The sequence below is a fragment of the Thiocystis violacea genome, from assembly GCF_016583575.1.
GTDB lineage: Bacteria > Pseudomonadota > Gammaproteobacteria > Chromatiales > Chromatiaceae > Thiocystis > Thiocystis violacea.
Genome location: NZ_NRRG01000031.1, coordinates 1 through 23,741, shown reverse-complemented (window position 1 = coordinate 23,741; position 23,741 = coordinate 1). Strand labels below are relative to the sequence as shown.

The following is a 23,741-nucleotide window of genomic DNA, read 5'->3' as shown; positions in this document are numbered from 1 at the left end:
GTCGTAGCCAAAGAGTCACACGCAAAAAGGCCGCCTCCGGGCGGCTTTTTTGCGCATGTGTGTTGATTGATCGCCCAGTCTATTCAGTTGGGTCGTCTGAACTCAGAGTTGATGTCGAGGATTTCAGTGAATTTAAAAAGGTTCAAAAGCCTTGTTTGGGGCTGCGCACTCGGCGCTCTTCTAGCTTCTAATCCGCTGTATGCGGTGGGTCAGGAAGAGAAATCCGCTTCCTTTAAGCCCGTGACATCCGCGGTTATGGAGGCTACCGGTGCCTGGGAGTACAGACTGGATACGGCTGGCGGACGTTGGCTAGCCTACTATGACAAGAACCGTCTGCTCCGCTTGCTCGATCCCGAGGGCTTGGAGCGCCTTTTGGTTCCCGAAGGGCGCGCCCAGGCTCCCTCGGGGCTTGCGATAGCGGCATCTAGCAAGGGTGCCATTGCTCTATGGCGCGATAAACATCCCGCGAAAGGACTTTACCTGCTGGATACGGAGTCACTGGCGGCCGACACCGCGACCATCAAGCCATTGGAAATCGGCGGCGATACGGAGCCCCTGGCCCGATTCCTGGCGGATACCGACGACAGCGGTCGGACCCACCTGCTGTGGTATGGCGAAAAATCCGGTCAGCCGACAGGCGAGGTGCATAACCTCTATTACAGGAACCTGAATCGAGCCACCCAGGAACTCTCTCCGACTGAGTTGGTGATGGCCGGGATCTATCCGGTCATGGCGACCGATGCCAAGGGTAATCTGATTGCCTTCAGTTGGCGGTCGAGCGGTGAGACTAAACAGATCGTTTCGCGTTTTCGCTCGGCCGAGACGGCTTCGGGAAGTTCCGCGAGTAGCTTTAACGATCTGGTTGAAATCGCCGAGGTTCCCGAGGTCACGCCAATTTTTCAAGCCTTCCATTCGGGTTCGCGATGGTTCGCTGTCTGGCTCGGCCAGTACGGTGCCGACCGACGTGATTTCCGTCTCGAAGGGGTACGCTCGGACGATAATGGTCGGACCTGGACTCGCTTTTCATTCGATGATCTTCGTGGCTTCGACATTTCGAGCCTGCAACTGGCGGCCAATGACGAGGGTCACATCCTGATCGCTGTCAGTGGGCGTGATCGTCGGACGAACGACAAGGCCAAACAGGATGTCTACCTGATCCGTTCCGCCGATCGCGGCGATAGCTGGTCGAAGGCCGCTCCGCTGCGTGCCCGCGCGGATGCCGGGGACGGTCGAGAGGATCCACTGGCTCTTTTCCATGCTCGCAATCCGTCGGTGGCCTTCGGCGGAAAACCGGGTCAGGTGCTGGTTGTCTGGGAGGATTGGCGTGAAATCCGCTCCGGTCTGTTCGCCAGTCTATCGAACGACTATGGTCAGACTTGGGCGCTCAGCGATGTGCCTCTGCCACGTCCGCGCGGGATCAATCTTGGCTTGAGGTATGAGCCCAATGCCGTTTATGCGTCGGGTGATACCTTTCATGTGATCGCCGAGCAATACACGGATGACAGTCTGGAATCCAAGCAACTGATCCAGTTGGACATCGGTGGAGAGGCTCTGGCCGATCTCGCGGACGCGGCCAAAGCGCGGCGCTCGCAGGAGATGGAGACTCGAGAGGATGTCCTGCGCAAGCGCGCCGAGGAATACTGGAGCGCGATGACGCAGGCGGACTTCACCAAGGCATATGCCTATCTTGACCCCTTCTTCAGGGCGCGCATGCCGCTCAATATCTACCTTTCCAATATGGGGAAGATCAAGTACAGCGAAGCCAAGGTCGATTCGATCAAGATCAAAGGCCCCATCGCGGAAGTGATCACGACGATCCGGGCCTCGGTGCCGGAATTCAAGGTGCCGACAACCGGCGAGATCGTCAGCCAACCCGAGCGCGAGGTTCCGGTGACGAATCGGTGGCTGTGGCTGGATGGCGAATGGGTGAGCGAGTTCGTCATCGAATCGCAGGACATCGTCTTTACACGCTATTGATTCGACTCCCTGGATCCAGGAGTCCATTGGCCGGCGGTGATTCCATGAATCATCGCCGGCGGCTTGTATGGCGTGGGCAACCCGTTCGCGCGCGCCACGACCGGCATGAGGATCCAGCGTTGGAGATCGCCTCCGGCTGAATCCCCCGATTCCCTTATTTTTACAGGCCGTTCGCGCGACTCCATCGGCTCATGCATCTACTGATTCTGCATCTCGCGACTGTTTTCGGTGGCGCCGAACGAACCACGAGCAACCTGCTCTCTCATCTCGACCGGGGTCTCGTTCGTCGTATTACCCTGGCCGCGCCCGCCGCGCTTCGCGGTCTTCTGCCCCAAGCCTTCGATTCATTCATCGACACCTCTTCCCACCTGTCGCGCGGCTGGTTCAGTACGCCGAACGGGTTGTTGAAGGACGCCCGTGTCACCGGCGCGCTGATCCAAGAGACGAGTCCGGATCTGGTCCTAGGCATGATGCACTATCCGTCCGCCCTAGCCGTGTTCGGCGTCCGGCTCGCTCGCCTGCCGATCAAGACGGTCGGAAGTTTTCGTGGGCCGGTGTACGAGCATATGCGCCGCTACGAGCATGGCCTCGGGCGACACCTCTTCCTGCGCCTGGCCGTCGGGGGCACCGCTCGGCTGGCCGATCGGATGATCGTGCCCTCGCACGGCACGGCGCTTGAGCTGCGGCGACGCTTTCTCGGCCCCTTTGATCGAACCAGGGTCATTCCAAACGGAATCGATCGCGCCAGCGTGATCCTGGCCGCGCAAGAGCCCGCGCCGGGCTTGGAGCGACTCCCGGGCGACCGGCCTTGTCTGTGCGTCGCGGCGCGTCTTTCGCCGGAGAAGGATCTCGGATTGCTGCTGTCGGCCTTTCGTCGCCTTCAGGATCGCTATCCCGCGTCCCTGATCGTCGTTGGCGACGGGCCTGATCGGGGCGCGCTTGAGCGCCAGGTCGCCGAATGGGATCTGAATGATCGCGTCCTCTTCGTGGGGCATCGGGAGAATGTCTATCCTTACATCCGTCGCGCCGATCTCTATGTCCATACCTGCCAGTTCGAGGGGTTTGGCTATACCATGCTGGAGGCCATGGCCTGCGGCACGCCGGTGGTCGCGACCGACTGTCCCCATGGGCCGCGGGAGGTGCTCGGCAACGGCCGGTACGGGTTGCTCGTGCCCATGGACGATGCCGAATCGCTCGCCTCGGCGATCGCCGGATTGTTGGCCGACCGGGGTCGAAGGCAGTCATTCGTCGCCCTGGGGCTGGAACGCTCCGAGCAACTTTCGATCGAGCGCATGGCGCGGGGCTACGAGGCGGTTTTCATGGAGCTGGCCGCGCGCGGTTGAGCGACGACCAAGCGCCTCCTGGCGTTGACGAGGAATCCTCTGATGGAACATCGACGACTGACATCTCGCTGGCGTCGACCGATCGGCCTGGTGCTCGCGGTTCTCGGCGGGTTTCTTGGTCTGATCCTGTTGTTGGGCGTGATCGGCCGCTGGGTCGATGATCCGGCCGCGCCGAGGGTCCGGTTGCAGGGTCAGGATCTCCAACTCGTCAATGGCGAGGGCGGGCCTGCCGATGGTGGGATTTCGGTCGTTCGATCCGGGGCCAATGCCACCATCGTGATTCAGGGCGCGATTCGCGCCTTCGAGGCCAAGGATTATCAGGGCATCGGCTGGCGTTTGGATGGATTGAGTACCGACCAGGAGCTGCGGATCATCTGGGCGACGGCCGCCAACACCAGAAAGCCATTCGACCGAGTGGTGTCCGCCGGAGAGCGCGAATCCGGTTTCCTGGATTTGACCGCCGATCCGAATTGGGACGGCTTGGTTGTCGGTGTCGGTCTGGCCATCGTTGGTCCACTGAGCGAGCCGCTCCTGCTCCAGGAAATGATGTTGCAGCCAAAGATCCCGATGCTTCGGGAAATCCTCCCGAAGGCCTGGCGCGATTGGATGCACGACGAGGGGTGGTCCGGACGTTCGATCAACTTCACCGATTCCGCCTCAAGCGCGGTTCATTTGACGCCGACGCTTCTGGTGGCCATCTGGTGCGCGATGGCCGGCCTGCTGTATCTCCTCCTGAATCCGCCCTGGCGCGGGTTCAGGGGCAGCGCTCCCTATGTCGCCATTCTTCTGCTGGGCTGGCTGATGCTGGATGCGCGTTGGCAGTGGCTGCTGATTCAGCGGCTCGACCAGACGCGATCGCTCTACGACGGCCTGGATGAGGTCGCGCGTCAGAAAGCGGGGCCTGATCGCGACTTCTTTCCTTTTCTGCACGAAATCCGCGGACATCTCGCGGACAAGGTCGTCAGGCTCTTCATCGTCTCCCCCGATCCGGCGGGTTACGGCCCCGCCCGTGCGCGGTACCACCTCCTGCCTCATAACGCCTATCTCGCCGCCTCGCTCGATCAAGGGATGGGAGTCAAGGCCGGGGATTACGTTCTGATGCTGATGCCCCTGGATCAAGTGTCCTACGAACGTGGGTCGTCGACGCTGTCGTTCGACGGCTATCGGTTGCCTGTATCCCTGGAGTTGGCGAGACCGGGCCTGGGCGTGTTGTTCAAAGTCGGTGGAGGCGTTTGAGCATGGGTTGGTTTGGCGTCGGATTGGCCTTGATTCTTCCCTGGCTCGCTGGAACCTTGACGCTCAAAGTGTTCTGGCCAAGCGATTCGCCGGGCGCCTGGCCCCTGGCCCTTGGCTACGGCTATCCGCTGGCGATGCTGGGCGGTGTCCTGGCGCTGTATCTGCTGTCTCCCCTGGGCTTGATCGCCGCGTTCTGGCTCCTGATGCTGGTGTTCGCCTTGTTGACGGTGGTGGGCGTTCGCCGGCTGTCCGACCGGCGCCTCGAACCCAAGGGTCTAGCCGTTCGAGACGACATGCCGCTCGGGTCGCGCCTCCTGTTCGTGCTCCTGCTGTGCTGGATCGTTCTGCGACTCACGGGTTTGGCGCTCGAAATCTGGTGGCAACCGCTGTTTCCCTGGGATGCCTGGACAACCTGGGCCGTCAGGGCGCGTGTCTGGTCCGAATGGCATCAATTGGTGCCGTTCGTCGCGCCGCCTGATTGGCTGGCCGACGCTTCCGGATCGGTCTACGGCCTCGCCGCCTGGAACTACCCGAAGGCCGTTTCGCTCCTGGCGCTCTGGCCGACACTGGCCTATGGCGGATGGAACGAGAGCGCGGCCAATCTGCCTTGGCTGGGATGCGCCATCGCGCTGGCCTTCGGCTTTTATGGCCAGGCGCGCCGCTGGGGTGCCTCGCCACTCACGAGCCTGGTCGGTCTCTGGTTGCTGCTGTCGCTTCCTTTGTTGAACACCCATGTCGCGTTGGCGGGATACGCCGATCTCTGGCTGGCCAGCGCGCTTGGGTTGAGCGCGATCGCCTTCCTGCATTGGTTAGGCGACGGCGACCGGCGACAGGGCGTGCTATTCCTGCTGTTGGCCGCGGCCTGTCCGTTCCTGAAGCTGGAGGGGGGCGCCTGGCTGTGGCTCTTCGTGCCCGCGTTCCTCGCGGCCCGCCTGGGTGGGCGTTGGATGATCCTGGCGCTGCTCGCCTTGGTTGGCCTTGGGATTGGAGTGCTCGTCCTGGGTGGGGCGCGGATCGATCTCCCGCTCATCGGGATGATCGAGTTCTCCACGGCCGCTCTTCAATTACCTTTTTTAGGGCGATTCGAGCTGGGTTATCACGACAATTGGGGAGCTTTCGGGCGCGCGCTCTTCGCCCAGGAAAACTGGCATCTGCTCGGCTATCTTCTCGTCCTGGCCAGTCCGATCGCGCTCGGGCTGGTGATCCGGGGCGTGAAAGAGCCTTGGCGGCTCGCGGCGCTGACCTTCGTATTCGGCAGCTTCCTGATGCTGTTCCTGCTCTTTTTCTTCACCGACGCCTCCCGCTGGGCGGAGCAAGCGACCAGTCTCGGTCGATTGCTCCTGCATTTCATGCCCCTGTACGTCTTCTTCCTGCTGACGCTCTGGCTGCGTTTCGGGGCGGCGACCGCGTGGAAGGGTGGATCCCTGCCTAACGCCAGGTCCGGAATCCATCAGGAGGGCTCGAAGGAGTCGATCGTCTCGGCATAAATCCTGGCCATCTCCCCGGCGATCGCGCCGATCCCAAAGGTCCGCCGCAGCGCCCGCGCGCCAGCCTCGCCGAACCGCCGCCGTTGCTCCGGATGCTCGCCAAGCCGCCCGAGCCTCTCCGCCAGTGAGGTCGGATCGCCGGGCGGCGTCAGCAAGCCGTTGGCGGCCTGATCGACAACCCAGCCCGTCCCCGAGCCTGGGATGTCGCTCACCACTACGGGTTTGCCGAAACGCATCGCCTCCAGCAGCACCAGACCGAAGGCCTCGGTGCGCTCGATCGAGGGCAGGCACAGGAGATCGCAACTGGCGAGCAGGGCATTGAGCATCGGTTCGGGTTGATACCCCAGGAGATCGACACGTCCTTGCAGACCGAGCGAGCGAATCAGCGCCGCCAGCCGCTCGCCCAGATCCCCCGTGCCGACAATGAGGACGCGGGTATCGGGTAGCGCCGACGCGGCCTGGATCAGAATCTCGTGCCCCTTGTAATAGGTGAGTCGCCCGATCGCGAGGACGCGAAAACGCCCGTCGCCCCAGATGGTCTCCGCGCGATTTCGCGCCTCGGGCGCGGGCTCCGGGATTCGGGCGGGATCCAAGCCAAGCGGGACGACCTCGCAACGCTCCAGCCATGGCGCGAGCGCGGGGCTGGAATGCAGATAGGGCGGGGAGGTGGCGATGATCTTGCGGCTCGTGGCGAGCAATCGCTGCTCGAAGGGCCGATAGAGGCGATAGGCCAGTCGCAGGCGCGGATCGAGCGTCGAGGCGACCACGTCCGAATGCCAATGGATCACCCAGGGGAGACGCCGCGCCGATGGCAGCGCCAGCGCCCAAAAGGCCGAGGTGTTGGGTAGATGAAGGTGCAGCAGGTCGGGCCGGAACTCGCGGATGATCCGATTCAGCCAGGTCGGGAAGGACGGACTGATCGGGGCGTAGAGGAGACGCCCGTGGGTCGGTGCCCGATGGACCTGGGGCGCCTCCGGGGGCGCGGGTCGCGATCCGCGCCAGCCAGGCTGCTCGGAATGGACCAGCGCCGAGGCCGAAACGCCCTGGGCCGCGAGCGCTGGAAGCAGGTCGGCGAGGAAGTACTCCATGCCGCCCGCGAAGGGCGGAAAATATTTCCCTATATGCAGGACGCGCACGTCGCCTACTCGACCAGACCGTCCTGGGTGTCGAGGCCCGGTCTGTCCGGAGCGGGCGGGGAGGGTGTGCGTGCCTCCAGCATGGCGAGTTGCTGGGCGAGCCTCCGAATCTGACGCTCCTGGCGCGAGCGCTCCAGATCCATGGTCAGGATCTTGACCAGGAGCAGGGCGAAACCGAGGACAATGGCCAGCATCGGCGGATAAGCCACGCCCAGAGGCACGGCGATCCTGTCGAAGACGCTGGGAAAGAAGCCCAGGATGCACACCGTCGCCGCCGCGCCGATCCACCAGATGGCATAGGGGCCATGCAGATGGTCGCGGCGCACCAGCCACAGAATCACGGCGGCGAGCAGGAGCCCGATCACCATCGAGGTCATTTGATAGGTCATGATGGGGGCGTTAGCTGTCTTGGGCGGATACCTTGGCGCGGCCGTGACCGACCCGCGCGAGGCAAAGTACACTGGTTTGCAACATATAGTTTCCCACCGACCACCAGGACTTGAACACCCTGGAGACGCCCTGGGCGCGCGGTTGCATTGGCGCCGGCACCTCGATGACGCGCAGGCCGTGTCGATGCAGCGTCAGGAGGACACCGACATCCTGGTAATCGAGCAGGGTGGCCTCGCTGGAGGCGAGCAGTCTCATGGCGGCTTGGTCGTAGGCGCGAAAACCGGAGGTGATGTCTTCCAGATCCAGCCCGGTCAGCCAGCGAAAATAACGCCAGGCGATTCGTCGCGCGGGGCTGGCGCGCGCGGGGAAGGCGCCGATCACGACATTGGCCTGTCCATCGCGCACCGGGGCGACGAGCGCACCGAGATAGGCCGGCTCATGCTGCCCATCGGCATCCAGCGTAATGGCCAGGCGGTAACCCTGGCGCCGCGCGTATCGCAAGCCGGTTTGAATCGCGCCCCAGGCGCCCAGCCGCAGCGGGAGCGGCAGCAGGGTAGCCCCGGCCGCGAGCGCGACCTCGGCGGTCGCGTCCGAACTGCAATCGTCGATCACGACCACCGGATGACCCCAGAGGCAACGCACGTCGCGCACGATCGCGCCCAGGGTCGCGGCCTCGTTGTGAGCGGGTATCAAGACCGCGATGGATGAATTTTCAGGCGTTTTCATCGTGGCGCGAAGCGATGGCGAAAGGTCCGGATGTCAGGCCCGGAATGCGCTTCGAGCCGGCCCTCGCGCGGGTCACCGATAAAGGGTTTGGATAAACGAAAACTAGACACGAATCACCAAATAACGATCTTGATCCGCGAACGATCCCTTGATCGACCCTCGCGTTCGGCTAAACTTGGGAGCACTCACATCATACGCTTAGATGCCACACTCTTGTGTCGATGAGCGCGGTTCGCTTCCAGAACTTTGTACAAAGGACGATGATATGAAGCCTCTCCTTTACTCTCTCCTGGGGTTCGCCCTGCTGCTCCCGGCCGCGGCTGGCGCGGTCGGCCTGGGCGGATACCCCTCGGACAAGACCTGCGAGGACGAGCGGAACGCGAGCTACGCCCAGGGATTCGCCGCGGGCGACGAGAACGGCTTCAACCGGGGCTACAGCCTTGGTTACAGCCTTGGCTACGGTGATGGAACCGCCGCTCAGATCGCCCAGTGTGTCGCGGATCCGCGGAGCTGTGGCATCACGCTCGCTTCATGCATCCCGGACGCTACCTACGGCGAGACCGAGCCGAACGACAGCTTCATCACCGGTGATCCGCTGACGCTGGGGGTGAATTTCTGGGGTCAGCTCTACAGCCCAGCCGATCAGGATTGGTTCTATACCGCGAGTACATCACCCAACCAGAACCTGCTGATCAACTTCTCGGTCGCGGATTGGATCGAAGGAGCGAATCTGCCGGGAGGATCCCCCGCCGTTTGGAATCTCTCGGTTCGGGATGCCGCCGGAAACGTCTTCGCGAACGTCAACACCAATGTCGTGGGCGGAATTCAAGCGACCGCTACCTCGGTAACCTATAGCGTGACCCTTGGTCTGGTGGGCACCTATTATGTCGTCGTTCAGCCGGCCGACAAGACCGCCAGCAACGCCTATCCCTATTCGATCGCGGCCTTTCTTCAGGACTCGGATCTTGTCAACAAGCAGCCTGTCGTCGGTTTCTATGACGCCGAGGTGGAGCCGAACGATGTGCCGGGACGCGCTAACCCATTGGCCACGGGGGTTAGCATGTATGGATTAATCAATCTGACCTTTAACGTCGCCTTACCTGGCGTTGGGGATGAGGAAGACACCTTTGTGTGGGGGCAGGGTGAAAACGACTGGTTTGTCTACGAGACGAAAGGGAATGAAATCGTGACACTCACGTTCTGTGCCAAGGAGGCTTGCGGTCCCGGCAATTGGTTCGTGGAGGTCTACGATAAACCGATGGCAGATCGCTGGGCGGCTGGCGAATCGCGAGAGACCTTGACTCCTCTATTCTCGGTGAATACGGACACGGTGAACGATCCCACGGCCACGTTCAGGATTGGCCTGAAGGATCCTGGTTACTACTTTATGAAGGTAAACCACAAGCGGCTCTTTACGGCGCCTTGCCTGCTTAAACAATTTGTTTCCAGCACCGCCGAGGGTGGCTTCACGGGGTTTTGCGAGTGTGAAAGTGGAAGCTCTTGCTATCTCCCGAACGATTGTGATTCTGAGAATGGATTGTTTTGCAACAACGTTCCGGTGAGTTGCGTGGTTGGTATCGAGGCGGGCTGCAAATACATAGAAAATTCCCCTCCGGGTTGTTGGTCTGGTGGCACCTTGCCCACTGATCCGGAAGCCGAGGTTACGCCGTGCGATACCTATCAAAGCCAGGCTCTATGCAGTTGTAGTCAGTATGGTGGAGTCGTGGAGGTTCCGGAAAACGAGTACTCCAGTCCCTACAACTTCACCTGGCACGGGACTCAACTGCCGACCAACACCATCGACACGGATGCCTACGAGGACTATCTGAACCGCCCGAGTCCTTATTAATCTAGTAGGGTACGCGCCGCGTACCCTCGTCTGAGCACTATTCCAAACCGCCCTCGGGAAACCGGGGCGGTTTTTTCATGCGCGCCTGTTGGTACTCCGTGCCGGTGCCCGATGCGCGGACCCAGCTTTTCGATCGGCAGTGTTCCAATTCGTAGGATGGGGAGAGCGATGCCCATCCTGTACGCTCCGGGGCTCAAGATACAAGGATAATGGGGCAAAGCCTCTGCTCCCAGGTTTGGACTGGCGCCAATGTTGGCCGGACGTGTTCATCCTCCACGCGCCGATCCTCTCGACTGGGGCATCCACCTTCCGATCTTCTTTCTTGATCCCGAGCGGAAATGGTACGCGATGCGTCCTGCGTCCGGGACACAAAAAAGCCCGAGCCGCCTTTCGGCGGCTCGGGCTGACTCGCTTGGGACCAGGGTTTAGCGCGTACCGCCGCTACAGGATAGCGCGCTGAGCCGAGCGGAATTGAACACCGCCTTGACGTTGAGCGCCTGGGTCACGGTCAACTCACAGGTGTCCTCCGTGCTATCGCAGGCGCCTTCCCAGCCGCCGAAGGTCGAGCCGGGGCTGGCGATGGCGGTCAGGGTGACGAGGCTGTCCTTGGCGAACTGGCCGCGACAGGTGCTGCCGCAGTCGATGACGTTCGGACCAACGGCCGACGTGAAGTCCTTGCCCGTCACCGACTCCATCCATTCGACGTGGCTGGCCAGGCGGGTATGGGTGGTCGGCGAGGTGGCCGATTCGCAGCGTTGATTGGCCGTGCCGCAACTCACGATGCCAGCCTGCACGTAACCGCCCCGTCCATTGCCGACGACCAGAGGGCTTCCATTGTCCAACTGAACATCATCGTTTCCAGCCGTGGAGGTCGAGCAGATCATGTTACTGGTGATGGTGGCGTCCTCGGTTGAACGGCATCGATCCGGGTCAACGATGGCGGCATTCACCTTGGAAAGCACGACGGCCGGGTTTCCGCAAAGCTCCGTGGTGGTCCAGCCCGTGATCGAGCCGCTGGTACCGGGGCAGGCCAGGCTTGGTTCGTACTCCCAGGTCACGGGGCGGATGGGATCGGCGAAGACCGGGCTCTTGAGCTCCAGGAGCGCGATATCGTGATCGCCGCTGATGGGATCGAATTCCGGATGTTTGACGATGCGCTTGACCTTGGATTCCTGACCGCCGTACTCGAAGCGGGTGGATCCGGTGCGGACCTTGATGCTGGATGGCGAGACCGTCGTGTAGCGCTCGTCGATAGCGTCGATGACGCAATGCGCGGCGGTGAGGATCCAGTTGGGATGGATCACCGAGCCGCCACACTTCCACTTGTCATTGATCCGCCATGTGGTGACTTCCAGCGCGGCCTGCCACGGCCACTCGGTTTGCGCCACCGGGGTGCCGCCAAGCAACATCGGATTGACCGCGCCGGCCGATTGCGAGGCCGCCGACAGGTCGGTCTCCAGCGAGGAGACGACGCGTCCATCGCCGGTTCCGAATTTTTGCACGGTCACGGGGAGTTGCAGCGGATCCGGGCTCAGCCAGGGCGCTACGTCCTTGTAATAATTGGCGAAGGCGCCATCGACCGTGCTGTTGCTGCTGGCGTCGCACACGTCGTCGATACTGTAGCCGCACACCCCGAAGAGTTGCCCCACGACTTGCCCCGCCGCCGTCAGCACGGGTGCCCCGCTGCTGCCGCCCTCGGTCGAGCCCATGACATTGCGGCTGAAGATGTACGCCCCACGGGGCAGCGTCAATGTGCCGCAGTAATCGGCCGGGTTGACCGACCGATCGATGCGGTGCGCGGAATAGGCTTGGGGCGAGCCTTGCGGATGGCTGAGGCGGAAAAGTATGGTGCCATCGGTATCGGCGATCGGCGTGTTGCTCCAGCCCAGGTACCAAGCCTCGGCGGGTGGCGCCTCGTCCAGGACCATCAGACTGTGATCGTCGACCGCCGAGTTCTGGAGCAGCGTGGCTCCGAGCGTGGAATGGGTGCCCGGCTGAATGGGAAGGCAGGCGGCGTTGCAGTGGGGGGTTTGATAGTTGAACCAGGTTTCGACTGTCGCGGCGGTTTTCGGGTCGCTGATGCAGTGGTTCGCCGTCAGGAAATAGGGAATGGTCGTGTTGGGATCCGTGTCGGCCAGGAGACCGCCGCTACAGACATAGCTCCAGCCGTCGTCGATGAAGTTGATGTGCGCGATGGCCTTGCGAACCTTGTCGATCTCGCTCCATTCCGCGGCGGTGTGGCAGGAACCATCCTCGATGCAGGGCGCGTTGGTCGGGCAGAACGCCTTGGAGCGGGGGTCGAAGAGCAGCGCCGCGCCAATGCGGAAGCGGACATCGTCGGAAGCCGCCTCGGCTACATCGACCTGGACATAGATACGGTTGCCCGTAATGGTGTTGGTCCAGAAGCTGGTGCGATTCCCCTGATAGGGTCCATGGACTTCACCGGCGCCATTGTGGATATAGATGCTCGCGTCATTGGGTAGATTCACGTCGTCGAGGCGCAATCTCAGGCCGGCGGATTCGGGGGCATCGATCCCAATCACCCAGTTCAGGCGTCCATCCACACGGCGCACCGTGCCATCCTGGAAGCCATAGGTCTGATCGGACATGGCCGAGACATCGACCGGGCGCAAGTCGATGCCGATCTCCATCGATTTGACCGCGCCGGCGATCAGCGGCTTGCCCGAAGCGGCTGATTCGTTGAGCTTGGCGATCCGCTCCCGGTCTTCCGAGGTCAGTCCCACGGACGTCGCGGGTTTTTCCGGACGCTGCCCGACCATGGCGTCGAGTCGCTCGATCGAGGCTTGGTGGGCAAGCTGTAGGGCCGGTTGCGCCACGCCCGCGGGTGGCTGTTCCGGAAAGACCCCGGCCGCCGGGGTGGCGCCGGAAACGACCAGTAAGACGATCGGAATCAGTCTTCCGGTCAGACGGTTTCTATCCATCGCGATGACTCCTGCAAAACGACCATGTACATTGGGTTTCGATGAATCATGAGACGGGTCGATCGATATCGCCCGCCATTCGAGTAGCCTGCTTGAGCAATTGAGCCGGGTGAACGATAGTGTGCCATTGGAAACGAGATCCCTTGACGGGCGTCCGCCGGAGAGCATACCGCTTCTTCTCGAGCCTGTGCGATGCGTGGAACCCTTGCAGGCTGATTCTAATGCATATCCAGGAAGATGTTGGCGGCCATGGGTTCCGATTCGCCGAACGGCGCGACGACGCCCAACCGCGTTTCCCCGATCGCGCCGCCAGGCGTCGGATGGGGTCGCGCTAGCCATGTCGGCCGGACAGCGCCCGATCGCCGTCTTCGCCTCCTTCTCCGGCGCCGGCGGTGTCGAGCGGATGCTGGTCAATCTGCTGCGCGGTTTCGTCGAACTGGGTCAGGCGGTCGATCTGGTCCTGGTGCGCGCCGACAGCCCCCACCTGGCGCATCTGCCGGCGGGGGTGAATCCTGTCCGCTTGCGCGCCAGCCATACCTTTCTGGCCGTGCCCGAGCTGGCCAGTTATCTGCGTGAGCGCCGGCCGGTCGCCCTGCTGGCGGCCAAGGATCGCGCCGGACGCGCCGCCGTCCTGGCGCGCGCCCTGAGCGGCGTCGACACCCGTCTGGTGCTGCGACTCGGAACCAATCTCTCGACCGCGATGGCGGAGCGCCGCGGCGTCGAACGCTGGCTGCGCTACCTGCCGATCCGACGGCTGTATCCGGCGATCGACCGCATCGTGGCGGTCTCCGGGGGCGTGGCGGATGACACGGCGCTGGTCGCGCGGATCCCGCGCGAGCGCATCGACGTCATCCGCAACCCGGTAATCACGCCCGAACTCTTCGCGCGGGCGGCCGAGCCCTGTCCTCACCCCTGGCTGGAGCCCGGCCAGCCGCCGGTCCTTATGGGCGCGGGGCGGTTGCAGCGCCAGAAGGATTTCCCGACCCTGATCCGCGCCTTCGCCAGGGTCCGCGCCGCGCGCGACTCTCGTCTGATGATCCTGGGCGAAGGGTCGGCGCGCCCCAGGCTGGAGGCGCTAATCGCCGAATTGGGATTGACCGGGAGCGTAGCGCTACCGGGCTTCCAGGCCAATCCGTATCGCTACCTCGCGCGCGCGTCCCTGTTCGTTCTCTCGTCCGCCTGGGAAGGCTCGCCGAACGTGTTGACGGAGGCGATGGCGTTGGGGATCCCGGTCGCCTCGACCGACTGTCCGAGCGGTCCCGTCGAGATCCTGGATGGCGGCCGGCATGGGCCGCTGGTTCCGGTGGGCGACGCCGAGGCGCTGGCCGAGGCCATGCTGGCGACCCTGGATCGCCCCCCATCCCCGGCCGCGCTCCAGGAAGCGGTGGCGGAATACGAGCAGGGGCGGAGCGCGCGCGCCTATCTGGAGGCGCTTGGGGTCGCGGTTCGGGATCGGGACGGCGACGAGGCGTTGATTGCCAAGGCCGTTTCCTGAAAAGTTCATGCCTGTGTCCGAGTCGAATAGACAGGATTAACAGGATTTCACAGGATGGACAGGATTTTTTAACGTACTGTTTTTAATCCTGTAAATCCTGTAAATCCTGTAAATCCTGTAAATCCTGTCCATTGACGACCTTTCACTGGGCGCGGAGTGTTCAGGCAATCACCTAATAGGCGCACGAGCGGTTCCCGAGCGCGTGGCATTGGGGCGGCGTGCTCGATTGGCGACGAACGAGGATAAGGTTCATGGGTCAACTGTTTCGCATCACGGGGTTTCTCCCCTATATCCTGATGATCTTCCTCAATGCCTTCGTGGACTTGGGGCACAAGATCGTCATCCAGAACACGCTCTTCAAAACCTACGACGGGGATATCCAGATCCTGCTGACGGCCATCGTCAACGCCCTGATCTTGCTGCCCTTCGTTCTGCTCTTCACGCCCTCGGGCTTCATGGCCGACCGCTTTCCGAAGAACCGCGTCATGCGCGCGAGCGCCTGGGTCGCGGTCGGCCTGACGCTCTGCATCACGCTTTTTTATTACCTGGGCTGGTTCTGGCCCGCCTTCGCCATGACCTTCCTGCTGGCGGCGCAGAGCGCCTTCTACTCGCCCGCCAAGTACGGCTATATCAAGGAACTGGTCGGCAAGGAGGCGCTGGCGTCCGCCAATGGCTGGGTCCAGGCGACCACCACCACCGCCATCCTAGCCGGCATCTTCTTTTTCTCCGTCCTCTTCGAGGGGCGACTCGCCAACGTCGCCCTGGGCTCACCGGGCGAGATCATGCACCTGATCGCCCCACTGGGCTGGGTGCTGGTGCTCTGCTCGCTCCTGGAGGTCTTCGTCGCCTATCGTCTGCCGGGGATCAACGAGGGCAACGCACTGCGCTTCGACTGGGGTCGGTACCGGACTGGGCGCTATCTGAGGCACAACCTGGGCGCGGCCTGGGACAACCAGGTGATCTGGCTCTCGATCGTGGGGCTCTCGGTCTTCTGGGCCATCTCGCAGGTGATCCTGGCCGCCTTTCCCGCCTTCGCCAAGGAGACCCTGGGCGAGACCAACACGGTGGTCATCCAGGGAATGCTGGCCTGCTCGGGCCTGGGCATCATCCTCGGTTCCATCGTCGCCGGGCGCGTCTCGCGCCAACACATCGAGACCGGCCTGATCCCCATCGGGGCGATCGGCATCGCGGTCGCGCTTTTTCTCCTGCCGGGGCTCGAATCGGCCTGGGCGCACGCGGCCAACTTCCTGCTGCTCGGTTTCCTGGCCGGGCTCTTCCTAGTGCCGCTCAATGCCCTGATCCAGTTCAACGCGGGAGAGAGCGGGCTCGGACGGGTGCTGGCGGCCAACAATTTCGTCCAGAACCTGGTGATGCTGGCCTTTCTCGGGCTCACGGTCGTGGCCGCCTTCCTGGAGGTCGGCGGTCTCTTCCTGATGCTGGCGCTGGCCGTGATCGCCCTGGCCGGAGCCATCTACACCCTCTATCAGTTGCCTCAGTCGCTGCTGCGCTTCCTGATCGCGCGGGTCATGTCGGCCCGCTATCGACTGAGCGTGATCGGACTGGAGAACATGCCGGCCCAGGGTGGGGTGCTGATGCTCGGCAATCATGTGAGCTGGATCGACTGGGCCATGATCCAGATGGCCAGCCCGCGTCCGGTGCGCTTCGTCATGGAGCGCTGGATCTACGAGCGCTGGTATCTGCGCTGGTTCCTGGACTTCTTCGGCGTGGTGCCGATCTCGCGCGGACGCAGCCGTCAGGCGATCCAGATCGTGACGGGGCTGCTCGACGCGGGCGAGGTCGTCTGTCTTTTCCCCGAGGGGACGCTCAGCAAGAACGGCCAGCTCTCCGAGTTCAAGCGCGGCTTCGAGCTGTCGGCGCGCGCGGCCGGCGCGGGTGTCATCCTGCCCTTCTATCAGCGCGGGCTCTGGGGCAGCCGCTTCTCCAACGCGAGCGAGAAGCTGCGCCTGAACCGCCGCGACGGCCGGGCGCGCGAGGTGATCGTGGCCTTCGGGCCGACCCTGCCGCTGGAGGCCAGCGCGGAGCGGGTCAAGCAGGCGGTGTTCGAGCTGTCGGTGACCTCCTGGCGGAACTATGTCGAGACCCTGCCGACGCTGCCGAGCGCCTGGCTCGCGACCGCCAAGCGCGATCCAGGCGCCGTCGCCATCACCGATTCCATCGGGACCAGTCTCTCCAATCGCCGACTCATCACCGCCGTGCTCCTCTTCGCCGGCCGGATCCGTCGTCTCGCGCCCGAGTCCGCCGTCGGTATCCTGCTGCCCGCGAGCAGCGCCGGGGCCATCGCCAATCTGGCCGCGCTGCTGGCCGGCAAGACGGTCGTCAACCTCAATTACACCGCCAGCGCGGAGGCTTTGCGGGCCGGCGTCGAGTTGGCCGGCGTGCGCCACGTCATCACCGCCGACCGCTTTCTGCGCAAGCTGGAATCGCGCGGGATCGATATGGCCGCCGCCTTGCCGGGCGTGACCCTGCATCCGATGGAGGGGATCCGCGCCGGGATCGGTCGTCTCGGCGCGCTTGCCATGCTGGCGCTGGCGTCGCTGCTGCCCGCAGCCTGGCTGGCGCGGCTGTTCGGCCGGCCAAGCCACCCCGAGGACACGGCGGCCATCCTCTTCTCCAGCGGCAGCGAGGGAGCGCCCAAGGGCATCGAGCTGACCCACCGCAACATCATGGCCAACGTGCGCCAGATCTCGGATGTGCTCAACACCGAGCGCGACGACGTCGTGCTGTCCAACCTGCCGCTGTTCCACGCCTTCGGGCTCACCGCGACCACCTTCATGCCGCTGCTGGAAGGCGTCCCCATGGTCTGCCATCCGGATCCGACCGACGCGGTCGGCGCCGCCAAGGCGATCGCCCGTTATCGCGCCACCGTGCTGTGCAGCACCTCGACCTTTCTGCGGCTCTACACCCGCAATCGCAAGGTGCATCCGCTCATGCTCCAGTCGCTGCGGATCGTCGTGGCGGGCGCGGAGCGGCTCGGCCCCGATGTCCGCGAGGCCTTCGCGCTCAAGTTCCATAAAGAAATCCTGGAGGGCTACGGGGCCACCGAGACCACGCCGGTGGCGAGCGTCAACGTGCCCGACGCGCTGGAGACCACCACCTGGAAGATCCAGTCCGGCTCGCGTCCGGGCTCCGTCGGGCTGCCCCTGCCGGGGACCAGCTTCCGGGTGGTGGACCCGGTGAGCCTGGAGGCGCTGCCGCCGGGCGAGGATGGTCTCATCCTGATCGGCGGGGTGCAGGTCATGAAGGGTTATCTGAAAGCGCCCGGGAAGACCGCCGAGGCGATCGTCGAGCTGGATGGGACGCGCTGGTACAAGACCGGCGACAAGGGCCATCTGGACACGGACGGCTTCCTCTCCATCGTCGATCGCTACTCGCGCTTCGCCAAGCTGGGCGGCGAGATGATCAGCCTCGGCGCGGTCGAGGAGCAGGTGCGCCGGGCGCTCGGCCGGGCGGATCTGGAGGTCGCGGCGGTGAACCTGCCCGACGAGCGCAAGGGCGAGCGCATCCTGCTGCTGGTCGTCGAGGAGATCGATGCGGACGCGCTGCGCCGCAAGCTGCTGGACGCGGGCGTGAACCCGCTCGGCATCCCCTCCCAGGTCGTGCGGGTGGAGGCGATTCCCAAGCTCGGCAGCGGCAAGACGGATTTCGGCGCCGTCCGCCGGCTGGCGCTCGCGTCCTGATGGTCCGGAAGGGGCGTTCCAGGTGCCGGCCTCGGCCAGTTTCGGGCTGGCTCACAAGCCTTGGCGAATCCCCGGCGACGTCCGTTACAGTGGGCTCATCGGCCACTGGCCATGCACGCAAGGCACACATCCATGCATCCGACACACCCGAGCTTCACCATTCTCGGCACCGGCGCCCTGGGCGGTTTCTATGGATCCAGACTGCTTGTGGGCGGATCGACCGTCCGTTTCGTCGCCCGTAGCGATCTGGACCTGATCCGCGAACGCGGACTGCGGGTCGAGTCTCCGCTCGGAGACCAGCATCACTTCCCGGTCGAGGTCCATGCCGCCTCCGATCCGATCCCTCCCAGCGATATCCTCTGTGTCGCGCTCAAGACCACCCAGAACCACCGACTGGTCGAGCTGCTCGGTCCCCTGGTCCAGGAAGGCACGGTCATCCTTAACTTCCAGAACGGACTCACCATGGAGGACGAACTGGCCGACGCCTTCCCCCAGGCGATCGTCATCGCCGGCCTCTGCTTCCTGTGCTCGAACAAGATCGGCCCCGGACGGATCGCGCACCTCGACTATGGGCGCGTGAGCTTCGCGCCCTTCGACGACCGGGGCCGGGAATGGATCCCGCGTCTGATGGACGCCTTCGCCGCCGGCGGCATCGAGGTCGAGACCTGGCCGTCCCTGCCGCAGGCGCGCTGGCGCAAACTGGCCTGGAACATCCCCTTCAACGGGCTCTCCGTCCTGCTCGGCGCCAATACCGACCTCATCATGGCGGACCCGCAGGCCAGGCGCGTCGCGGAGCGGTTGATGGAGGAAGTCGCGGTCGGCGCGGCGGTCTGTGGCGTGCCCTTCGACCCGGACTTCACCGCCAGGCTGCTGGCGATGACGGAACGCATGAAGCCCTATGCCCCCAGCATGCGGCTGGATTACCTGGCCAGGCGCGCGCTCGAGATCGAATACATGTACCGCCGACCCTTGCGGGAAGTGGCCAAACGGGGCATCCGGCTCGCGGCGGTCGAGACCATCGCGGATCAATTGAGCTTCGTCGATCGGCGCAATCGTCAGGTCTGAAGGTCTCCGGGGCGCCGATGGCTTTTCGATTCGCGATCCCAAGGCCCATCGATCGGAGGACAATACTTCGGGAGAACCTCACTACGGCGACCTAACGAACATCCTGGCCCGGGCGATCGCCTGAAAGTTACGTCATCAAGGAGCGAACATGGACACCACGGCCCACTTCGAGAACATCCCCCAAGAGATCGCCAAGCGGCTAACCGCGGCAACCGCTCACATCGTCGCCGCCGTCGCAGGCTTCACCGACCGCGACCTGTTCGATCTGCTGTGCAAACAGGCCGGTCGTGGTCTCCAGGTACAACTGGCCGTGCCGAACGATCCGCACAACGTCGGCCCTGGACGCCTCAATTTCCAGCGTTTGCAGGACAGCGGCGGCGAGGTCTTCCTGCTCCCCGTGGACGACAACCGTGCCCCGACGCTCGATCACAACTTCTGTGTCATCGACCAGGCCACCGTCATCACCGGCTCTTACCCCTGGACCCAGCCGGCACAGGACAACCCGGATGGGCTCGTCCTCGTCATCACGGATGACACCCCCAAGGGTTCCGGCAGCGACAACGATCTCAGCCGCGCCATCGCCGCCGACTATCTCGACGCCTTCCAAACCTTGCTACGCGACCACGGTCTCGGCTTCCAGGGCATCGACCCCGCCGAAGTCCGCCGCCGCCTGGAAATCGTCCGCAACCTTCTGCTGCTGGAAGACTGGGACACCTTGAACGCCCAGCTCGACAAGCTCCAACCCGCCCGCCACGCGCTGGGGCTCGACCCGCTGTTCGCCGCCCTGCAAGACCAGCACAGCGACGATGCCCTGACCTGGATCGATGACTATCTCACCGGCAGCGCCGAACGCGCGCCCGTCAAACATCAACAGACCGCCCTGCTGCATCTCGCCCTGCGCGCCCTGGATCTGCAACGCAACGCCCTGCGCGACGAGCAGGCCGAGATCGAGCGTCAGATCCACGCCTTCTCGCTCCGCGCCAGCCACGCGCTCGGCGACCTGACCAGCCGTTATCTGGAGCTGCAAGCCGAGAAACAGCGCCGACAGGCCGCGGCTAATCCGACCCTCCAAGCGGAGGCTGACCGCGCCCAAGCCGACTACGCGCAATATCGCGACGCCAACGCCCGCGCCCACGAGACACCGCCGCCCCCGCCGCTCAAGGCCGAAGACCTGGGCGAACTGAAACGCCTCTATCGCGAGGCCAGCCAGCGTTGTCACCCGGACAAGGTGCATGCGGAAGATCAGGCGCGCGCCGGCGAGCTTTTCATCCAGCTCCAGGCCGCGTATCGCAACAACGATCTCGCCACCGTGCAGGCCATCCATGCCAGGGTGCGCGAAGGGCAACTGTTCGTTGCGCACGGCGCGCCCCTGACCGATGCCGAGACGCTGCAACACGCCATTGTGGTGCTGCGCCACGACCTCGACCAGCTCATGGCCGAGCTTCTGGCGCTGCGCCGCACCGACACCTATCAGACGCTCAAGGCGCTGACAGACTGGGACGCCTATTTCGACGAACAGCGCCTCACGCTCGAAGAAACCGTCTTCCAGCTCGAAGCGGAACTGGCCCGGATGGGATGGCGGGACGCGGATCCGGAGGGTCAGGACATGGCCGAACGCGCCCGGTTCAAAGCCTTCCTGCACGCGCACCCACAGTTTCTGATATCGGGCCTGTCCGGTCATGCCCCCCTCGGTTTCGCGCTGCTCAAACGCTATCCGCAGCGCTGGGATTGGCAGGCGCTCTCCGCCAACCAGACCCTGCCGTGGAGCGCGGCGCTGCTTGCACACCTGACCGATCGCTGGGACTGGTCAGCCCTGTCCGCCAATCCAGCGCTGCCCTGGACTCCGGAGTTGATCGAACGCTTTGCGAATCGCTGGGACTGGGACGCGCTCTCCGACAATGCCGCACTCCCCTGGAGTCTGGAGCTGATCGAATGCTATGCCGACCGCTGGCAACCGAGTGTCGCGCGGCATCTCGCGGCGCTCTGGCAGCGCCTGCACCGGCAGGACATCGTGGAGTTGATGGACAGCTTGTCCGACCCGCTGGAAGAAGACCCGGACGACGCCGACGGGTTTCCGGATGATGACGAATGCCCGTTCTGACGTGCCTGACCAATTGATGATCGATCGACAGAACGCCCCAGTCCATCGCGGCGCATCGGTTGCGACCTGGCCGAGACGATAATCATGCTGGCGACGGATCAGCCGCCCCTGTCCACCGACTGACGAGCAGAATCGATCAGGAGAATCCATGCAATGAGTGACGACTTACCCCATCCCCCACGCGCCCTATTGCCCGCCACTGGCCGGGCTCTGGCGCAGGTCACGGATCGAATACTCGCAGTCGCAACCGCTGCCAAGGACGAGGCCGAGCGCGAGCGGTTCAAGGCGTTGCTGCGGAGGCATCCGGAGTTTTTGGTGAGGCACCTATCAGATTACCACCCACTTGATGCCGAGTTGATCGAGCGCCTCACTAATCGATGGGATCGTGATATTGAGTATTCGTATACCGACCCTCTCGGTCAGGATCTTTTTTATCATCAATGGAATATGTGGAAAAACGGACTTTCCTGTAATAAAGCTTTGCCCTGGAGCCTGGATCTCATTGAGCGCTTTGCTGATCGATGGCAGTGGGGATGGCCTGGGCTGTCCGATAACCCAGCTTTGCCCTGGAGCCTGGATCTCATCGAACGCTTCGCCGATCGGTGGGAGTGGGGAGTACTTGGGCTGTCCACTAACCCAGCTTTGCCTTGGAGCCTGGATCTTATCGAACGCTTCGCTGATCGGTGGGAATGGGGAGAATATGGGCTATCCCATAACCCAGCTTTACCTTGGAGCCTGGATCTCATCGAGCGCTTCGAGGATCGTTGGGATTTTGAAGGTTTGCTTTTTCTGGACCTGCCAATTTGGCGTCTTCTGCGCCGTCAAGACATCATCGAACTCATGGACGCACTGCCTGCCCTTCCGAATCAAGAAAATCAGCCAAAACCATCTGGTTCCACTAGCGAACTGACTGATTTAGAAGACGATTTTCTTTAGCCGAGCCCAGCCAGAGTCGAATGCGTTCATCAATAGCGACTGCTAATCAATTTCCATTCATCCGCTCGGGATGCGGCTAAGATCGAATGATTTTTGTATATGTTGAAATCACACCTGGCATCAAACGCATAATCCTTTGAGAATCATTATGGGAAGAGCTAAAGACGAACTGATCGAGACGATGGAGCGTGGCTGGTATGAATTAGACACCAAAGTCTGCTCCGATTGCGTTCAAGATGTGTTTCTTAAATCGTTGATTGAACATAGTAGCGAGCCTGGCGCTTGCTCTTACTGTACGTGTAACTCAGAAAGCCCTATCGTGGCACCAATCAATGTAATACTGCCAGTCATAGCAAGAACCATCTCAGCTTACTTCAAAGAGCCCGCTGACGCAGGCGTACCTCGGGATGGTGGCGGTTGGCTTGTCGATCCCATCGAGACAAGAGAGGCGCTCTTTCACTTAGGGCTCGAGTGTAATGAAGATCTCTTCGAGGATCTTGCGGAGGCATTCATAAACCAAGATTGGGTGCCATCCGTAGAGGGGAATTGGTCATCGCTGCATCCGCACGAGGAACTATCCTGGTCCTGGAACGAATTCACTCGCATCGTCAAACATCAAACGCGCTATTTTTTTCATGACCTTGATCAAAAAGAGCCGTGGGAATATCCGCCGCAAGCAATCCTGAGAAGTGTTGGTGCCTTGGTAGAAGAGCATGGTCTGTTATTTAAATTGCCAGAGGAATCAAAATTCTATCGGGTACGGCCACGTGAAAATCATGCCAATTGGGAGATTTGCCCCAAGGAAATGGGCGCGCCACCAAATAACAAGGCACGCGCCGGAAGAATGAATCCCGCTGGCATCAGCTACCTGTACCTTTCCTTTGACCTTGAAACCGCATTGGCTGAAGTTCTACCTCGCCCGCCCTGTGATGCAGCTTATGCAGAATTCGTGACCAACCGCGATCTTACGGTCATTGATTTTTCCCGACCCCCTGATTTGCCATCAATCTTCGATCATGACCGCAAGCGGGAACGTGAAGAGCTAATTTTTATAAGCAAGTTTGTGAAAGACATCAGTACGCCGACAAAAAAAGACGGCAATGAACACATCGATTATGTGCCGTCACAGATCATCTCTGAATTCTTTGCCATGACTGTTTTCGAAGGTTCCGCAGCAAAGGTCCAAGGCATGATCTATCCAAGCGCCGTTCAAAAAGGAGGGCGCAATCTCGTTTTATTGTATCAATTCGTTAGTAAAAACTATGCACTTTAGTGCAAGACTTTTAGTATACTCTCATTTATGAGGTCTTACAGAAAAGCATCGCACACTGTTCATGACTTGAAAGTCCACCTGATTTGG

Annotated in this window: 15 protein-coding genes; 11 read left to right on the top strand and 4 right to left on the bottom strand. The window is 62.5% G+C overall.

All coding sequences use genetic code 11. The features are described 5' to 3' along the window. Positions 1-66 precede the first annotated feature (66 nt). The 4 genes from CKO27_RS14775 to CKO27_RS14760 all read left to right on the top strand — a co-directional run bounded on the left by CKO27_RS14775 (position 67) and on the right by CKO27_RS14760 (position 6,043). The gene (locus CKO27_RS14775) at positions 67-1,977 is read left to right on the top strand and encodes a sialidase family protein (RefSeq protein ID WP_200375672.1); all 1,911 of its coding nucleotides are present in this window, start codon (positions 67-69) and stop codon (positions 1,975-1,977) included. 191 nt (positions 1,978-2,168) lie between these two features. Further along, a complete protein-coding gene (locus CKO27_RS14770; RefSeq protein WP_200375671.1) occupies positions 2,169-3,320 on the top strand; it encodes a glycosyltransferase in 1,152 nt (383 codons plus the stop codon). 42 nt (positions 3,321-3,362) lie between these two features. Further along, positions 3,363-4,556, top strand: a complete 1,194-nt coding sequence (locus CKO27_RS14765) for a hypothetical protein (protein ID WP_200375670.1) — start codon at positions 3,363-3,365, stop codon at positions 4,554-4,556. A gap of 2 nt (positions 4,557-4,558) precedes the next feature. Continuing rightward, a complete protein-coding gene (locus tag CKO27_RS14760; protein WP_200375669.1) occupies positions 4,559-6,043 on the top strand; it encodes a hypothetical protein in 1,485 nt (494 codons plus the stop codon). Here CKO27_RS14760 and CKO27_RS14755 read toward each other — a convergent pair. The 3 genes from CKO27_RS14755 to CKO27_RS14745 are packed head-to-tail and all read right to left on the bottom strand — an operon-like array spanning position 6,007 to position 8,295. After that, positions 6,007-7,179, bottom strand: a complete 1,173-nt coding sequence (locus tag CKO27_RS14755; protein WP_338116055.1) for a glycosyltransferase — start codon at positions 7,177-7,179, stop codon at positions 6,007-6,009. The genes CKO27_RS14760 and CKO27_RS14755 overlap by 37 nt on opposite strands. 5 nt (positions 7,180-7,184) lie before the next feature. After that, entirely contained in the window at positions 7,185-7,568 is a 384-nt protein-coding gene (locus tag CKO27_RS14750) for a DUF2304 domain-containing protein (protein ID WP_200375668.1), read from the bottom strand. A gap of 10 nt (positions 7,569-7,578) precedes the next feature. Next, positions 7,579-8,295 (bottom strand): glycosyltransferase family 2 protein, encoded by a 717-nt coding sequence (locus CKO27_RS14745; protein WP_200375667.1) that lies wholly within the window; start codon positions 8,293-8,295, stop codon positions 7,579-7,581. Positions 8,296-8,560: 265 nt separating this feature from the next. On the opposite strand from CKO27_RS14745, the gene CKO27_RS14740 reads away from it, so the two are divergent. Next, the gene (locus CKO27_RS14740) at positions 8,561-10,144 is read left to right on the top strand and encodes a hypothetical protein (protein WP_200375666.1); all 1,584 of its coding nucleotides are present in this window, start codon (positions 8,561-8,563) and stop codon (positions 10,142-10,144) included. A gap of 425 nt (positions 10,145-10,569) precedes the next feature. Here the strand turns inward: CKO27_RS14740 and CKO27_RS14735 are convergent, their stop codons facing one another. Next, on the bottom strand, positions 10,570-13,086 hold the full coding sequence (locus tag CKO27_RS14735; protein WP_200375665.1) for a serine protease: 2,517 nt from the start codon (positions 13,084-13,086) through the stop codon (positions 10,570-10,572). Between the two features lie 337 nt (positions 13,087-13,423). Here CKO27_RS14735 and CKO27_RS14730 point away from each other — a divergent pair, with 337 nt between their 5' ends. The 6 genes from CKO27_RS14730 (at position 13,424) to CKO27_RS14705 (ending at position 23,654) form a co-directional block, all read left to right on the top strand. Further along, the gene (locus tag CKO27_RS14730) at positions 13,424-14,581 is read left to right on the top strand and encodes a glycosyltransferase (protein ID WP_200375664.1); all 1,158 of its coding nucleotides are present in this window, start codon (positions 13,424-13,426) and stop codon (positions 14,579-14,581) included. A gap of 251 nt (positions 14,582-14,832) precedes the next feature. Continuing rightward, a complete protein-coding gene (locus CKO27_RS14725) occupies positions 14,833-18,279 on the top strand; it encodes an acyl-[ACP]--phospholipid O-acyltransferase (RefSeq protein WP_200375663.1) in 3,447 nt (1,148 codons plus the stop codon). Positions 18,280-18,411: 132 nt separating this feature from the next. After that, positions 18,412-19,344 (top strand): 2-dehydropantoate 2-reductase, encoded by a 933-nt coding sequence (locus CKO27_RS14720; RefSeq protein WP_200375662.1) that lies wholly within the window; start codon positions 18,412-18,414, stop codon positions 19,342-19,344. 148 nt (positions 19,345-19,492) lie between these two features. Continuing rightward, a complete protein-coding gene (locus tag CKO27_RS14715; protein WP_200375661.1) occupies positions 19,493-21,445 on the top strand; it encodes a phospholipase D-like domain-containing protein in 1,953 nt (650 codons plus the stop codon). 153 nt (positions 21,446-21,598) lie between these two features. Beyond that, complete coding sequence (locus CKO27_RS14710) at positions 21,599-22,381, top strand: hypothetical protein (RefSeq protein WP_200375660.1); 783 nt, start codon at positions 21,599-21,601, stop codon at positions 22,379-22,381. 148 nt (positions 22,382-22,529) lie between these two features. Further along, entirely contained in the window at positions 22,530-23,654 is a 1,125-nt protein-coding gene (locus CKO27_RS14705) for a HEPN-associated N-terminal domain-containing protein (RefSeq protein ID WP_200375659.1), read from the top strand. Positions 23,655-23,741 lie beyond the last annotated feature (87 nt).